This window comes from Burkholderia sp. IO2 (assembly GCF_029522185.1).
GTDB lineage: Bacteria > Pseudomonadota > Gammaproteobacteria > Burkholderiales > Burkholderiaceae > Burkholderia > Burkholderia cenocepacia.
In genome coordinates, this window is record NZ_JAKWFH010000010.1 from 109,561 (window position 1) to 124,602 (window position 15,042).

The 15,042-nt window shown below is 69.0% G+C and carries 10 protein-coding genes and 1 pseudogene; 5 read left to right on the plus strand and 6 right to left on the minus strand.

What is annotated here, in order from left to right; genetic code table 11:
• Positions 1-34 precede the first annotated feature (34 nt).
• The 3 genes and pseudogenes from MMB92_RS08800 to MMB92_RS08810 form a co-directional block, all read left to right on the plus strand.
• Positions 35-503: pseudogene (locus tag MMB92_RS08800) on the plus strand (LysR substrate-binding domain-containing protein); the annotation flags it as partial.
• A 177-nt stretch (positions 504-680) separates the two neighbouring features.
• Entirely contained in the window at positions 681-1,259 is a 579-nt protein-coding gene (locus MMB92_RS08805) for a VOC family protein (protein WP_058903264.1), read from the plus strand.
• Complete coding sequence (locus MMB92_RS08810; protein WP_006496902.1) at positions 1,256-2,011, plus strand: glucose 1-dehydrogenase; 756 nt, start codon at positions 1,256-1,258, stop codon at positions 2,009-2,011. Before MMB92_RS08805 ends, MMB92_RS08810 begins: the two co-directional genes overlap by 4 nt.
• Positions 2,012-2,123: 112 nt before the next feature.
• On the opposite strand, the gene MMB92_RS08815 is transcribed toward MMB92_RS08810, so the two are convergent.
• Both MMB92_RS08815 and MMB92_RS08820 read right to left on the minus strand, forming a co-directional pair.
• Positions 2,124-3,641 (minus strand): cytosine permease, encoded by a 1,518-nt coding sequence (locus tag MMB92_RS08815; RefSeq protein WP_006486042.1) that lies wholly within the window; start codon positions 3,639-3,641, stop codon positions 2,124-2,126.
• Between the two features lie 202 nt (positions 3,642-3,843).
• Positions 3,844-4,491 carry a glutathione binding-like protein gene (locus MMB92_RS08820; RefSeq protein ID WP_034202167.1) on the minus strand — a complete coding sequence of 216 codons (648 nt, stop codon included), beginning with the start codon at positions 4,489-4,491 and terminating at the stop codon, positions 3,844-3,846.
• Positions 4,492-4,596: 105 nt separating this feature from the next.
• On the opposite strand from MMB92_RS08820, the gene MMB92_RS08825 reads away from it, so the two are divergent.
• Entirely contained in the window at positions 4,597-5,709 is a 1,113-nt protein-coding gene (locus MMB92_RS08825; protein ID WP_200061706.1) for a pyruvate dehydrogenase, read from the plus strand.
• Positions 5,710-5,725: 16 nt separating this feature from the next.
• Here the strand turns inward: MMB92_RS08825 and MMB92_RS08830 are convergent, their stop codons facing one another.
• Positions 5,726-6,181, minus strand: coding sequence for a MarR family transcriptional regulator (locus MMB92_RS08830; RefSeq protein WP_006485425.1), 456 nt, complete (start codon positions 6,179-6,181; stop codon positions 5,726-5,728).
• 173 nt (positions 6,182-6,354) lie between these two features.
• Between MMB92_RS08830 and aceE the strand changes: the two genes are divergently transcribed.
• A complete protein-coding gene (gene aceE / locus MMB92_RS08835) occupies positions 6,355-9,039 on the plus strand; it encodes a pyruvate dehydrogenase (acetyl-transferring), homodimeric type (RefSeq protein WP_212260871.1) in 2,685 nt (894 codons plus the stop codon).
• A gap of 51 nt (positions 9,040-9,090) precedes the next feature.
• Here aceE and MMB92_RS08840 read toward each other — a convergent pair whose 3' ends face one another.
• From MMB92_RS08840 to MMB92_RS08850, 3 genes are read right to left on the minus strand one after another with little or no spacing between them, the layout of a single operon-like run.
• Positions 9,091-10,614, minus strand: a complete 1,524-nt coding sequence (locus MMB92_RS08840) for an efflux transporter outer membrane subunit (protein ID WP_277562662.1) — start codon at positions 10,612-10,614, stop codon at positions 9,091-9,093.
• The gene (locus MMB92_RS08845) at positions 10,611-13,784 is read right to left on the minus strand and encodes a multidrug efflux RND transporter permease subunit (protein ID WP_277562663.1); all 3,174 of its coding nucleotides are present in this window, start codon (positions 13,782-13,784) and stop codon (positions 10,611-10,613) included. Before MMB92_RS08845 ends, MMB92_RS08840 begins: the two co-directional genes overlap by 4 nt.
• 13 nt (positions 13,785-13,797) lie before the next feature.
• The gene (locus MMB92_RS08850; protein ID WP_277562664.1) at positions 13,798-14,994 is read right to left on the minus strand and encodes an efflux RND transporter periplasmic adaptor subunit; all 1,197 of its coding nucleotides are present in this window, start codon (positions 14,992-14,994) and stop codon (positions 13,798-13,800) included.
• Positions 14,995-15,042: the final 48 nt, after the last annotated feature.

The following is a 15,042-nucleotide window of genomic DNA, read 5'->3' on the forward strand; positions in this document are numbered from 1 at the left end:
TGTGGCCCGCGCCGATGGATCGTGGCCCTATCTCGCGTCGCTGATGGCGCTGCCCGACCCGGACGCCGAGATCGAGTCGATCGCGCTGTTCGAGGACGAGATGTCCTTCGCCGCGTCGGTCGATTCGCCGTATGCGCAACGCGATGCGATCGATCTCCACGCATGCGGCGACGAACCGTTCGTGTCGCTCGGCGAAGGCTTCGCGACGCGCCACGGCTTCACGGAGGCGTTCCGCGCGGCCGGTGTCACGCCGAACGTCGTGATGCGCGTGGGCGACATCTTCTCGCTGATCAACCTCGTGTCGGGCGGCGTCGGCTGCTCGCTGCTGCCGGGCCGCGTGCGCGATCTGGTCGCGCACCGGATCGCGCTCGCGACCGCTCGCCGGACCGACGATCCGCCAGACGATCGGCCTGAGCTTCCTGCATCGTCGCGAGCGCGACCCGAACCTGCTCGCGCTCGCGACCGTGTGCCGGCTGACGGTCAACGGGCCGAACGCGCGGTAACGCGTCGAGCGCATTGCCCGCCTTTCAGTTCGCGCACGCGTTGCGTCGGGGCGCCGCATCGCACGACGCTGCGTGCGCCTACTCGTCCGTTTGGATGGCACGAAACACGCGCTTTGTTGCGATCATGGCCGTCATGCATCGCACGGCACGCACCGGTGCGTCCGCCACGGAGACGACATGCACGACCCCGCCCTCGGCCCCATCGACCAGATCGGCTACGTAGTCGCCGACCTCGACCGCAGCATCGCGCGCTGGCGCGCCCGCCATGAGGTCGGCCCGTGGACCGTGTTCCGCAACGTGCGGCTCGACGGCCGCCATCTCGGCGAACCGGTGACGGTCACGATGGACGTCGGGCTCGCGTATCGCGGCGATCTGCAGATCGAACTGATACACGTGACGAACGACACGCCGTCGCCGTATCGCGACGCGCACGGGCAGCCGCTCGTCGGCCTGCATCACGTCGCGTGGGTCGTCGACGATCTCGATGCGGCGGTCGCACGGCTCGCCGCCCGCGGCCTGCGCGTCGTGTTCGATGCGCACAACGCGGCCACACGCGTCGCGTATCTCGACGACGCCGACGATCCCGGCGTGCGCATCGAAGTGATCGAAGGCGCCGGCATGCGCGACCTGATCGCGCACGGCATCGCCGAAGCCCGCGCGTGGCGCGGTGGCGATCCGGTCCGCAGCGTGGACGCGGCGGCCGCGTCCACGCGAGCCGCGCACGCCCCCTTTCACTCACAGGAGCAAGCACGATGAAACGACTCGAAGGCAAGGTGGCGCTGATCACGGGCGGCGCCCGCGGCCAGGGCGAAGCGGAAGCGCGCCGGTTCGTCGCCGAAGGCGCACGCGTGGTGATCGCCGACGTGCTGGACGACGCCGGCCGGCGCGTCGCGGCCGAACTCGGCGATGCCGCACGCTTCCAGCATCTCGACGTGACGAACGAAGCCGACTGGCACGCCGCCGTTCAGGCCACGCTCGCGCAGTTCGGCCGGCTGGACATTCTCGTGAACAACGCGGCGATCCTGAAGCTCGTGCCGATCGAAGCGTGCTCGCTCGACGACTACCGCAAGGTGATCGACGTGAACCAGGTCGGCTGCTGGCTCGGGATGAAGTCGGCACTGGCCGCGCTGAAGGACGCGGGCGGCGGGTCGATCGTCAACGTGTCGTCGACGGCCGGGATGGAAGGCGTCGCGGGCGGCAGCGCTTACGTGTCGAGCAAGTTCGCGGTGCGCGGGATGACGAAGGCCGCCGCGCTCGAATTCGGCCGCCACGGCATTCGCGTGAACTCGGTGCATCCGGGCGGCATCGATACGGTGATGGCGCGCCCGCCCGAGTTCGCGGATTTCGATCCGTCGTCGATCTACAGCGGCCTGCCGATCGCGCGCATCGGCAAGCCCGACGAAGTGGCCAGCCTCGTGCTGTTCCTCGCGTCCGACGAATCCACGTATTGCACGGGCTCGGAATTCATCGTCGACGGCGGGCTGCTCGCGGGCAGCACGTTCCACTGACACAACGCGGCGCTTCGCCACAAACGTCAACCCAAACGACAACGCCGCCGGCGGCTGAGCCCGCACGGCGGCGTTGTCGTTTCCGGATCAGGTGCAATCCGTCGACCAGCAATCAGTATCCCTTCGGCTGGATCGCCGGTGCGCCGACCTCGCGCGCCTTCCGCTTGCCGCCCCGCACGAAACGGCGCCCGTGCGGGCCGTACACGCCGTCCGGTTCCGGATACAGCGTCAGCAGCGCGAAGTACAGCATCCCGCCGACCGCCAGCGACAGCGGCACGCTCAGGTCGAGCCCGCCCGCGAGGTTACCGAGCGGCCCGACGAACTGGCCCGGCAGGTTCACGAACGCGAGCCCGACGAACGCGGCCGGCAGCCACGCGCCCATCGCGCGCACGTTCCAGCCGTGCGTGAACCAGTAGTGGCCACCGCGCAGCCCGCGATTGAACACCTGCAGATCGTCGGCGAGATAGTAACCGCGGCGGGTCACGTAGCCGATCACCATGATCGCCATCCACGGGCAGCTGAACGTGTCGATCAGCGTCGAGAACGTCGCGACGCTTTCGACGAGGTTGAACCAGAAACGCCCGACGAAGATGAACGCGATCGCGATCGTGCCGATCAGCAGCGTCGCGCGCACACGGTTCAGGACCCGCGGGAACATGCTCGATACGTCGAGGCCCGTGCCGTACAGCGCGGTCGTGCCGGTCGACATCCCGCCGATGATCGCGATCAGGCACATCGGCAGCAGGAACCAGCGCGGCGAAATCGCGAGCAATCCGCCGACGTAGTCGTTCGACGCGATGAACGCGGGCGCCTTCGACGCGATGATCGTCGCGGTCGCGAGGCCGAAGAAGAACGGCACGAAGGTCGCGATCTGCGCGGCGAACACCGCCCCCATCACGCGACGCTTCGGCGTGTGCTGCGGAATGTAGCGCGCCCAGTCGCCCAGCGTCGACGCGAACGACACCGGGTTGCTCAGCGCGACCAGCACCGCGCCGACGAACGCGGCCCAGAAGCCCGCGCTGCCCTGTTGCAGCGTACCCGCGTAGCGCATGTCGAACAGGCCGGCGAACGCGAACAGGCCCGCGACGAACAGCACGCTCGCGGCCCACACGGCGATCTTGTTGACCCACAGCATGAAGCGGAAGCCGTAGATGCAGACGATCAGCACGAGCACCGCGAACACCAGGTACGCGGCGCCGAGCGTGAAGCCGTTGACCGGCACGCCGGCCAGGTTGTGCGCACCGCCGACGAGCGCGTCGCCCGAGCTCCACACCGCGAGCGAGAAGAACGCGATCGACGTGAGCAGCGCGAGGAACGAGCCGACGATCCGGCCGTGGATGCCGAAATGCGCGCCGGACGACACCGGGTCGCTGGTGCCGTTGCGCGGGCCGAACAGGCTCATCGGCGCGAGGATGCAGGTGCCGGCGAGCACGCCGAGCACGATCGCGCAGACGCCCGCCTTGAACGACAGCCCGACCAGCACGGGAAAGCTGCCGAGCACCGATGTGGAAAACGTATTGCAACCGCCGAACAGCAACCGGAACAGATCGATCGGCCGCGCATAGCGCGATGCATCGGGAATGCGCTCGAAACCGAACGACTCGACCTGCGTAATCCTGCCTTCACTCATTTTGTCTCCAGCTCCTCGTGCGTCGGTACGGCCCGGGGCTGCGGCCATACGACACATCGTCATCGATTCGCGGCCACTCTAAACCGGATCGGGCCGCGCAAATATCACGCATTCGAGACGTTTACGACGAAGGAGAACAATGTTTTCCCGGCGGCCAAGCGGCCGGCGCCCGCGCCGTCCATCCGGCGCGGGCGATGCGACGTCAGTGCGCCGCCTCGGCGGCCGGCGCGCGGCATGCGATCAGGCCCCGTTGCACGGCCGGCCGCGCGGCGATCTCGGCGAGCCAGCGCTCGACGTGCGGGAAGCCGGTCACGTCGAGATCGAGCTCGGCCGCCGTGCGCAGCCACGGGAACGCGGCGATATCGGCGATCGAATACCGCGACGACGCGAGATACGCCGATTCCGACAGGCGGCCGTTCACGACCCCGTAGAGCCGCAGCGCCTCCTTCCGGTAGCGGTCGATCGCTTCCGCATTGACCGTCTTCGATGCATGCAGGAACCACCACAGCTGGCCGAGCATCGGCCCGATCCCGCCGATCTGGAAATGCAGCCATTGCTGGACCGCCGTGCGCTCGGCCAGCGTGTCAGGCTGCAGGCAGCCGGTCTTGGCGGCGAGATAGCCGAGGATCGCGCCGGATTCGAATACGGCGAGCCCCGTGTCGTGGTCGACGATGGCCGGGATCTTGCCGTTCGGATTGATCGCGAGATACGCCGGGCTGCGCTGCTCGCCGGCGGACAGGTCCACCAGCACGCGATCGTGCGCGAGCCCGGCCTCTTCCAGGTAGATCGCGATCTTGTGCCCGTTCGGCGTGTCGGCCGTATAGAACGTGAGGGAGTGCGTCGAGGTCATGTCGGTCCTTGTCATCGGGTTATCGTTGCAACTACAATCGTTGCAATTGCAATCCTATGCCGGAATCGATGACGCCGGCGCCATGCCAGTACTCGAAGGAGGGACATGCAGACTGCGCGATCCGGTCCGCCCGTGCGGACGCCCGATACCCGTCGCGCCGCGGCGGCCTGCCTCGAACGGCTGACCACGCGGCGGCTCGTGCCGCCGGGCGCGGCGGTCTCGCCGCTCGGCGCGATGCGGGCAGCCGCCGAGTGTCTCGAACGCGATGCGGCGACGTCGAAGCGCGTGTGGATCGTCCGCGCCGATGCGCGCGAGCCGGTTTCCGGCACGCATGCGCATCGCCACATCAGTGCGTGGCCGCTGCGGCTTCTCGATCCGGGCAAGCGCTTCGAGCGGCCGCTGTTGTACCTGCTGCATGCGCGCGCGATCGACCGGTTGCGGCTCGCGTCGATCGAAACCGTTGATCGCGGGATCTTCGTGAACGACGCGGAAACGGCCGCATCGTCATGGCCGAAGGGCGTGACGCCCGACGTCCCGCACTGGCTCGCCGCGAACGCCGCGTGCACGCCGTACGATCCGGCGTCGGGACACGAAGCGATCGCGATCCTGCGCCACGCGCTGCGCACGCTGTACGTCGCCGGCCAGCCTGGCTTCGTCTATCTCGCGAGCCATGACGACTGCGAGCCCGATGCGAAGCCGCTGTCGGCGTCGGCCGCCCGCGACGCGTTCAACGGCATGGTGCGGGCCGGCCGGCGTGCCGCCGCCGGCGCCGCAGCGCATATCCGGCTGTGCGGCGCGGGCAGCACGCTCGCGCAGGTCAGGGAAGCGGCCGACCTGCTGCACGACGAATGGCGAATCGACTCGACGATCTGGAGCTGCCCGAGCTATACGCAGCTCGCGCGCGACGGTCGCGCGGCCGAACGCTGGAACCTGCTGCATCCGCATGACGCCCCGCGCGTTCCGCACGTGCGGGCCTGCCTCGGCGAAGGCGGCACGCCGGTGCTCGCGGTGACCGGCTATGCACGGCACATTGCCGCGCAGATCGGTGCATTCGTGCCGGCCCGCTTCACGGCGCTCGGCGCGGATTCGGCCGGGCCCGGCGCACGCGCGCCGACCGCGCGCTGGATCGTCGCGGTCGCGCTGCGCCTGCTGGCCGACGATGGCCGCGTGCCGGCCGACTGGGCCGCGCAGGCGATGCGCGGCCATACGCGCGGCTGATGCGCGCCGGACGCCGTTACTTCGCGTCGGCCGCCGCGTCGCGCGCGGCGGCGGTCGCGCGATCGAGCGCGGCGGCCATCGTCGCCTGCTCCTTGCCCGTGAACTGGTCGAGAAACAGCTCCGCGACCGTCGACTGGTACACCTTCCACATCTTCTTGCGCAGCGTCCGCCCCTTGTCGGTGATGCTCGCAAACGCCGCGCGGCCATCGTCGGCCGACCGCGCGCGCGTGACGAGCCCGTCCTGTTCCAGCCGATCGACGAGCCGCGTGAGGTTGTAGCGCTCGATCGCGAGCACGTCGGCGAGTTCGTGCATGCGGCGCGTGCCGTCGGGCCCGCTTTCGAGCCCCCACAGCGCGTCGTACCACGCGTACGCGGGCAGGCCGGCCGCCGCAAGGCGTCGCTCGATCTCGCGAATCATCGTCCGGTGCGCGCGGACGAACGAGAACCACAGATCGGGTTCGGGTGCGCTCATGTCAGGTCGTTCCTTTCGTTGAATTGCAGTTGCAATTAAATTTTACCTCGATAACAATGCCCGCCATACGATTGCAATTGCAACTACTTGCCCGCCAACCAGCGGGCGTTTCGTCGCGCGACGCGGCGCCACGACCGTCGCTGCGCGCTGCCTGATGCTTCTGGAGACATTGCATGACCGCACCTCTCGCGTTACCCGACATCGATCCGCAGGAAACCCGCGAATGGCTCGATGCGCTCGAATCCGTGATCGCGCTCGAAGGCCGTCCGCGCGCGCACTATCTGCTCGACCAGCTCGCCGATCTCGACGCGGCCCGGCATGGCGACCTGCACGGCCGCGTGACGACCGCGTACGTGAACACCGTGCCGCGCGAGCGGCAGCCGGCCTACCCGGGCGATCTCGCGCTCGAGCGGCGGCTGAACGCGATGATTCGCTGGAACGCGATGGTGATGGTGCTGCGCGCCGGCCGGCATTCGAACGTCGGCGGCCACATCGCGACCTACCAGTCGGCGGCCGTGCTGTACGACGTCGGCTTCGACCACTTCTTCCGCGGCCGCACCGATACGTTCGACGGAGACATGGTCTACATCCAGGGCCACTCGGCGCCCGGCATCTATGGCCGCGCGTACCTGGAAGGCCGCATCACCGACGCGCAGCTCGACCATTTCCGCCGCGAGACCGGCCGCGAAGCCGGCCGCGACGGACTGTCGTCGTATCCGCATCCGCGCCTGATGCCCGATTTCTGGCAGTTCCCGACCGTGTCGATGGGGCTCGGGCCGCTCACGGCCGCGTATCAGGCGCGTTTCATGCGCTACCTCGAATATCGCGGGCTGAAGGCGCATCAGGGCCGCAAGGTGTGGGCGTTTCTCGGCGACGGCGAAATGGACCAGCCCGAATCGCTCGCGGCGATCTCGCTGGCCGGGCGCGAGCGGCTCGACAACCTGATCTTCGTCGTCAACTGCAATCTGCAGCGCCTCGACGGCCCGGTGCGCGGCAACGGCAAGGTCATTCAGGAACTCGAGGGCACGTTCCGCGCGGCCGGCTGGAACGTCGTCAAGGTGATCTGGGGCGGCGGCTGGGATCGCCTGCTCGAACGCGACACGACGGGCCTGCTGCGCCAGCGCATGATGGAATGCGTGGACGGCGACTACCAGACCTTCAAGTCGCAAAGCGGCGCCTACGTGCGCGAGCATTTCTTCGGCAAGTACCCCGAACTGCTCGATCTGGTCGCCGACCTGTCCGACGACGACATCTGGAAACTGGCGCGCGGCGGCCACGATCCGGAGAAGGTGCATGCGGCCTATGCGCAGGCGATGCGCGCCGACGGCCGGCCGACCGTCGTGCTCGCGAAGACGGTCAAGGGCTTCGGGATGGGCGAAGCCGGCGAAGGCCAGAACGTGAACCATCAGTTGAAAAAGATGAGCGCGGATGCGGTACGTGCATTCCGCGACCGCTTCGCGCTGCCGATCAGCGACGCGCAGCTCGACGCGCTGCCTTACCTGAAGCCGGAACCGGGCAGTGCCGAGGCACGCTATTTCGCGGAACGCCGCGCCGCGCTCGGCGGCCACGTGCCGGCCCGCTTCCACGCGGTCGCGCCGCTGCCGACGCCGCCGCTCGCCGCATTCGACGCGCAACTGAAAGACACCGGCGAGCGCGGCTTGTCGACGACGATGGCGTTCGTGCGCATCCTCGGCACGCTGCTGAAGGACCCGCAGCTCGGCAAGCTGGTCGTGCCGATCGTGCCGGACGAGTCGCGCACGTTCGGGATGGAGGGCCTGTTCCGCCAGATCGGCATCCATTCGCATCTCGGCCAGCTCTATACGCCGCAGGACGCGGGCCAGCTCAGCTACTACAAGGAAGCGAAGGACGGGCAGATCCTGCAGGAAGGGATCAACGAATCGGGCGCGATCGCGTCGTGGATCGCGGCCGGCACCGCGTACAGCAACCACGGGTTGCCGGCGATCCCGTTCTACATCTTCTATTCGATGTTCGGGCTGCAGCGGGTCGGCGATCTCGCGTGGGCCGCTGGCGACGCGCGCACGCGCGGCTTCCTGCTCGGCGCGACGTCGGGCCGCACGACGCTGATGGGCGAAGGGCTGCAGCACAACGACGGGCACAGCCACGTGCTGTCGTCGGTGATTCCGAACTGCGTGTCGTACGACCCGACCTATGCGTACGAACTCGCGGTGATCGTGCGCGACGGGTTGCGGCGGATGTTCGCGGAGCAGGAGGACGTCTACTACTACATCACGCTGCTCAACGAGAACTATCCGCATCCGGCGCTGCCCGACGGTGCGGAAACCGGCATCCTGAAGGGGCTCTACCTGCTGCGCGACGGCCCGCCGCACGCGGCCGACGCGCCGCGCGTGCAGTTGATGGGCAGCGGCGCGATCCTGCGCGAAACGCTTGCCGCGAGCGACCTGCTCGCGCAGGACTTCGGCGTGTCGAGCGACGTCTGGAGCGCGACGAGCCTGACCGAGCTGCGCCGCGACGGGCTCGCCGCGGAACGCTGGAACCTGCTGCATCCGGACGCGGCGCCGCGCGTGCCGTACGTGCAGCAATGCCTCGACGGCCGCGCGGGGCCGGTGGTCGTCGCGACCGACTACATGAAGATCGTCGGCGACCAGATCCGGGCGTTCGTCGACGGTCGCCGCTTCGTGTCGCTCGGCACCGACGGCTTCGGCCGCTCGGATACGCGCGAGGCGCTGCGCACGTTCTTCGAGGTCGACCGGCACTTCATCGTGATCGCCGCACTGAAGGCGCTCGCCGACGACGGCATGATCGAACGGGCTCGCGTCGGCGAAGCGATCCGGCGTTACGGCATCGATATCGACAAGGTCGATCCGGCCACCGTGTAGTCATGCGGCGCGCGGCAGGCTGCATCGCATCGGCCTGCCGCGCCGCCGGCGCTACTGCCCCGACCGCGCGAGCGGACCGGGCGCGCCCTGCCCCGTGCCCGACGGCCAGCCGCCCGCGAGCGCCTTGTACAGCGCGACCGTCGATGCCGCGCTGCGCATCCGCCCGTCGGCCGCGGCGTCCTGCGCCTGCAGCAGCGTCCGCTGCGCGTCCAGCACTTCGTAGTAGTCGATCGCGCCGGCCGAGAACCGGGCCTGCGCGAGCTGCGCGGCGCGCGCGCTGTCGTCGGCCGCGCGCACGAGGTGCGCGGTCTCGTCGCGCGTGCGGGCGACACGCAGCAGCGCGTTCTCGGTTTCCTCCAGCGCGCCGAGCACGGTCTGCCGGTACTGCGCAAGCTGGCCGGCCGCTTCCGCGTCGCTCGCGGCGATCCGTGCGCGCACGCGGCCGACGTCGAGAAACGACCAGTCGATGCCGAGCGCGATCAGGTTCGTGTCGCTGCCCGCGCGAAAGAACCCGTAGCTGCTCGTCGCGCTGCCGAGCAGCCCCGACAGCGTGAAGCGCGGGAACAGGTCGGCGGTCGCGACGCCGACGCGCGCGGTCGCCGCATGCAGCCGCGCCTCGGCGGCCGCGACATCGGGCCGGCGGCGCAGCAGGTCGCCCGGCGTGCCGGGATCGATGTCGGCCGCGAGCGCCGGCAGCAGCACCGGCGTGCCGGTCGACGCGGCCGTCCCCGGCAGGTCGAACCGGCCGATCAGCGCGTCCGGCGTCTGCCCGGTCAGCACCGCGAGCCGATGCTCGTCGACGCCGATCGCGGCTTCGTACACGGCGATCCGCGAGGTCGTCGATTCGTACTGCGCACGCGCGCGCGCCGCATCCAGTTCGGAGCCGCGTCCCGCGCCGACGCGCGCATTGATCAGCGCGAGCGTCTGCTTCTGGTTGTCGGCATTCTCGCGGGCGATCCGCAAGCGCTCCTGCGAGCCGCGCAGATCGACGTACGTGCTCGCGACCTCACCCGCGATCGCGACGCGCACCGCGCGCACGTCGGCCGCGCTGGCCGCCGTTTCCGCGCGCTGCGACTCGACCGAGCGGCGCACCCGGCCGAACAGGTCGAGTTCCCATGCGGCATTGATGCCGACGCTCGACGTCGGCGCATCGCGCTGGCTGCGCGGCGCGCCGAACGCCTGGTCCTTGCTCATCAGCCGATGGCCGATCTGGCCGCTCGCGGTAATCGTCGGATAGCGGTCGAACGTGGCCTGCGACAGCAGCGCATTCGATGCGTCGTAGCGCGATACGGCGACCTGCAGGTCCTGGTTCGCGGCGAGCGCGGCATCGATCAACTGCGTCAGCGTCGGATCGCCGAACCCGCGCCAGAACGTGGCATCGGCGGCAGCCGACGCGTCGGGCGGCGTCTCGGGCGCCGTATCGGCCGGCGCCGCATCGTGCTGCGTCGCCGGGTGGGCGTCGCGCGCGAACCGCGCGGCGGTGGCGGTGTCGGGCCGTTTGAAATCGGGGCCCACCGCGCATGCGGCGAGCGTCACCGATATCGCGAGCGCGGAAAGACGGAAAGCGGCGCTCATCGGTTTTCTCCTTCGAGGGTGCCGTGCTGTTCGCTCCAGACGGCCGGCGTGCCGCCCGCGAGCTTGCGGATCGCCACATAGAACACGGGCGTCAGGAACAGCCCGAACAGCGTGACGCCCAGCATCCCGGCGAACACGGTGATGCCGGTGGCCGCCCGCACCTCGCTGCCCGCGCCGCTGCCGATCAGCAGCGGCACCGAGCCCGCGATGAACGCGACCGACGTCATCACGATCGGACGCAGCCGCAGCTTGCACGCCTCGAGCGCGGCTTCGACCACGCCCTTGCCCTGGATCTCGAGTTCGCGCGCGAATTCGACGATCAGGATCGCGTTCTTGCACGCAAGCCCCATCAGCACGACCAGGCCGACCTGCACGAACACGTTGTTGTCGCCGCCGGACAGCCACACGCCGAACAGCGCCGCGCACATGCACACGGGCACGATCAGGATCACCGCGAGCGGCAGCGTCCAGCTCTCGTACAACGACGCAAGCACCAGGAACACCAGCATCACCGCGAGCGGGAACACGACGATCGCCGCGTTGCTCTGCGTGACCTGCTGATAGCTGAGGTCGGTCCATTCGAGCGTGATGCCCGGCGGCAGCACCTCCTTCGCGATCTGCTGCAGCTTCGCGATCGCCTGCGACGACGACATCATCTTCGGATCGGCGTCGCCGATCAGGTCGGCGGCCGGATAGCCGTTGTAGCGGACCACCGGGTCGGGGCCGTACGCGGGCCCGACCGTCACCATCGAGCCGATCGGCACCATCTCGCCCTTCGCGTTGCGCGTGCGCAGGTTCGCGATGTCGGCGGCCGTCTGCCGGTGGCCGGCGTCCGCCTGCGCCATCACGCGATACACGCGGCCGAACACGTTGAAGTCGTTCACGTACATCGAGCCGAGATACACCTGCAACGTATTGAACAGATCGGTCAGCGCGACGCCCTGCGCCTTCGCCTTCAGCCGGTCGACCTTCACCTCGAGCTGCGGAATGTTCGCCTGGTACGAGCTGACGGGATAGCTCATCCCCGGCGTCTTCGCGACCGCGGCCTGGAACGCGCCGAGCGCCTTCTGCAATTCGCCGTAGCCGAGCCCGCCGCGATCCTCCAGGTACAGCGAGTAGCCGGAGCCGTTGCCGAGGCCCTGGATCGGCGGCGGCATCAGCGCATAGGTGATGCCGCCGTCGATCGCCGCGAAGCGCGCGTTCAGGTCCGCGTTGATCTGCGCGGCGCTGCGGTGACGCTGGTCGAACGGCTTGAGGATCACGTACGAGTTCGTGATGTTCGGCGTGTTCACGCCCTGCAGCGCGTTCAGCCCCGCGAACGCCGGCACCATCTCGACGCCGTCGGTGCCGAGCGCGATCTTCGTCATCTGCTCGGTCACCGCGCTGGTGCGCGCGAGCGATGCGCCTTCCGGCAGCTTCGCGCCCGCGAACAGGTAAAGCTTGTCCTGCACCGGGATGAAACCGCCCGGCACCGCGTTGAACAGCAGCGCGGTGGCCGCGAGCAGCGCTGCATAGACGGCGAACACCACGCCGCGCCGCTTCAGCGTGCGCCCGACGACGCCGTGGTAGCGGTCGGAACTGCGCTCGAAGAAGCGGTTGAACGGATGAAACAGCCAGCCGAATGCACGATCGAGCCCGCGCGTCAACGCATCCTTCGGCGCGCCGTGCGGACGCAGCAGCTTCGCCGCGAGCGCGGGCGACAGCGTCAGCGAGTTGATCGCGGAGATCACCGTCGAGATCGCGATCGTCACCGCGAACTGCTTGTAGAACTGGCCGGTGACGCCCGACATGAATGCCATCGGCACGAACACCGCGCACAGCACGAGCGCGATCGCGACGATCGGCCCCGACACCTCGCGCATCGCCTGGTGCGCGGCATCGCGCGGGCTCAACCCCTGCGCGATGTTGCGCTCGACGTTCTCGACGACCACGATCGCATCGTCGACGACGATGCCGATCGCGAGCACGAACCCGAACAGCGTGAGCGTATTGATCGAATAGCCGAGCAGGTAGAGCCACGCGAACGTGCCGACCACCGACACCGGCACCGCGACGAGCGGAATGATCGACGCGCGCCAGGTCTGCAGGAACAGGATCACGACGAGCACGACCAGCACCACGGCCTCGACCAGCGTGTGCTGCACCGCGCGGATCGATTCGCGCACGAACACCGTCGGGTCCCACACGGGGCGGTACGCGACGCCGGGCGGGAAGCGCTTCGACAGCTCGTCGAGCTTCGCGTACACGGCCTTCGCGACGTCCAGCGCATTCGCGCCCGGCGACAGGAAGATGCCGACCACGGCCGAATGCTTGTCGTTGAAATACGAGCGCAGCGTGTAGTCGCCCGCGCCGAGCTCGATGCGCGCGACGTCGGACAGCTTCACCACCTGGCCGTCGTCGCCGTTGCGCAGCACGATGTCGCCGAATTCCTGCACCGTGCGCAGGCGGCCGCGCACGTTGATCGACACGAGGAAGTCGTTTTTCTTCGGCGACGGCTCCGCGCCGAGCTGGCCGGCCGACACCTGCACGTTCTGCTCGCGCACGGCCGCGATCACGTCGCTCGCGGTCAACCCGCGCGACGCGAGCCGGTTCGGGTCGAGCCACAGCCGCATCGCGTAGTCACCGGAGCCGTACACGCCGACGTCGCCGATGCCGGTGAGCCGCGACAGCTCGTCCTTCACGTGCAGCGTCAGGTAATTGCGCAGGTACAGCGAATCGCGGCTGTTGTCCGGCGAATAGAGGCTCACGTACATCAGCGGCGTGGGCGACTGCTTCTGCGTGGTCACGCCGTACTGCCGCACTTCGTCGGGCAGGCGCGACAGCGCCTGGCTCACGCGGTTCTGCACGCGCACGGCGGCCGTGTCGGGATCGACGCCCTGCAGGAACGTGACGACGACCTGCAGGCTGCCGTCCGACCCGGCGACCGACTTCATGTACATGATGCCTTCGACGCCGTTGATCGCCTCTTCCAGCGGTTCGGCGACCGACTCGGCGATTTCCTTCGGGTTCGCGCCGGGGTACGTGGCACGCACGACGACGCTCGGCGGCACGACCTCCGGATATTCGCCGGCCGGCAGCATCGGAATCGAGATCAGGCCGAGCGCGAAGATGACGATCGACAGCACGACCGCGAAGATCGGCCGGTCGATGAAGAAACGGGAGAAATCCATCGTCTCGCTCCCGTCAGTGCGCGGCAGGCGCGCCGGCATCGGCGAGCGCCTGCGTGGCGCTGCCCGCGTCGGCGCGCGCGGGCAGCGCCTTCGGCTTGACCTGCGCGCCCGGATAGTAGATGCGCTGCACGCCGTCGACCACCACGCGGTCGCCCGACTGCAGCCCCTTCTCGACGATCCGCTCGCCGTCGAGCTCGCGGCCGATCGTCACGTCGCGGCGCAACGCCTTGTCGCCGGGGCCGATCACGTAGACGTACTTGCGGTCCTGGTCGGTCAGCACGGCCTTGTCGTCGACCAGCAATGCATCCTGGTCGCGGCCGCTGACGAGCTGCACGCGCGCATACAGGCCCGGCGTAAACGTATGGTCCGCATTCGGCAGCCGCACGCGGGCGCGGATCGTGCCGGTTTGCGGATCGAGCCGGTTGTCGAGGAAATCGACGGTGCCCGCATGCGGAAAGCCCGTTTCGTTCGCGAGGCCGACGCGCACCGGATCGGCGCCGATCGCGCGATGCTTCGGATCGGCGCGCCGCGTGTTGTAGCGCAGGTAGCTCTGCTCGTCGCAATCGAAATACACGTAGACGGGGTCCTGCGACACGACGGTCGTCAGCAGCGTGTCGTCCGCGCGTGCGAGGTTGCCGACGGTCGCGACCGCGCGGCCGACACGGCCCGCGATCGGCGCGCGCACTTCGGTGAAGCCGAGATTGAGCTTCGCGTCGGCCACGGCCGCATCGGCCGCCTGCAGATCGGCGCGCGCCTGCTCGGCGGCGGCGCGCGCGTTGTCGAGTTCTTCCTGCGACGTCGCATGCGCATCGATCAGCGTCTGCACGCGCTTGAGCTGCACGTTCGCGAGGCTCGCGGCCGCACGCGCGCGCTGCTGCTGCGCATTCGCACGATCGAGCGCGATCCGGTACGGCCGCGGATCGATCTCGAACAGCAGCGCGCCCTGCGCGACCACATCGCCCTCCTTGTACGCGACGCGCTGCAGATAGCCGCTGACGCGCGGCCGCAGTTCGACCGCGTCGACCGCTTCGACGCGCCCGTTGAATTCGTCCGCGAGGCGGATGGTGCGTGGCGCAACGGTGGCGACGCCGACTTCGGGAAGGGGATGAGCCGACGATGTGCCTTTGCCGTCGTGACAGCCCGACAACGCCAGCAACAGGGCGCAAGCCGCGCCCAAAGGCGACGTCCTGCGTAGGGAAAAGGAGAGCATGATGCCTCGCGACGGGTTAAACTGCCGCGTAGCATAAAAGTTGAAGTT

What these genes read in the sequence shown, in the direction of transcription:
- MMB92_RS08805 (WP_058903264.1), top strand. Translation starts at nt 681, where the DNA reads ATGCACGACCCCGCCCTCGGCCCCATCGACCAGATCGGCTACGTAGTC.
- MMB92_RS08810 (WP_006496902.1), top strand. Translation starts at nt 1,256, where the DNA reads ATGAAACGACTCGAAGGCAAGGTGGCGCTGATCACGGGCGGCGCCCGC.
- MMB92_RS08815 (WP_006486042.1), bottom strand. Translation starts at nt 3,641, where the DNA reads ATGAGTGAAGGCAGGATTACGCAGGTCGAGTCGTTCGGTTTCGAGCGC.
- MMB92_RS08820 (WP_034202167.1), bottom strand. Translation starts at nt 4,491, where the DNA reads ATGACCTCGACGCACTCCCTCACGTTCTATACGGCCGACACGCCGAAC.
- MMB92_RS08825 (WP_200061706.1), top strand. Translation starts at nt 4,597, where the DNA reads ATGCAGACTGCGCGATCCGGTCCGCCCGTGCGGACGCCCGATACCCGT.
- MMB92_RS08830 (WP_006485425.1), bottom strand. Translation starts at nt 6,181, where the DNA reads ATGAGCGCACCCGAACCCGATCTGTGGTTCTCGTTCGTCCGCGCGCAC.
- aceE (WP_212260871.1), top strand. Translation starts at nt 6,355, where the DNA reads ATGACCGCACCTCTCGCGTTACCCGACATCGATCCGCAGGAAACCCGC.
- MMB92_RS08840 (WP_277562662.1), bottom strand. Translation starts at nt 10,614, where the DNA reads ATGAGCGCCGCTTTCCGTCTTTCCGCGCTCGCGATATCGGTGACGCTC.
- MMB92_RS08845 (WP_277562663.1), bottom strand. Translation starts at nt 13,784, where the DNA reads ATGGATTTCTCCCGTTTCTTCATCGACCGGCCGATCTTCGCGGTCGTG.
- MMB92_RS08850 (WP_277562664.1), bottom strand. Translation starts at nt 14,994, where the DNA reads ATGCTCTCCTTTTCCCTACGCAGGACGTCGCCTTTGGGCGCGGCTTGC.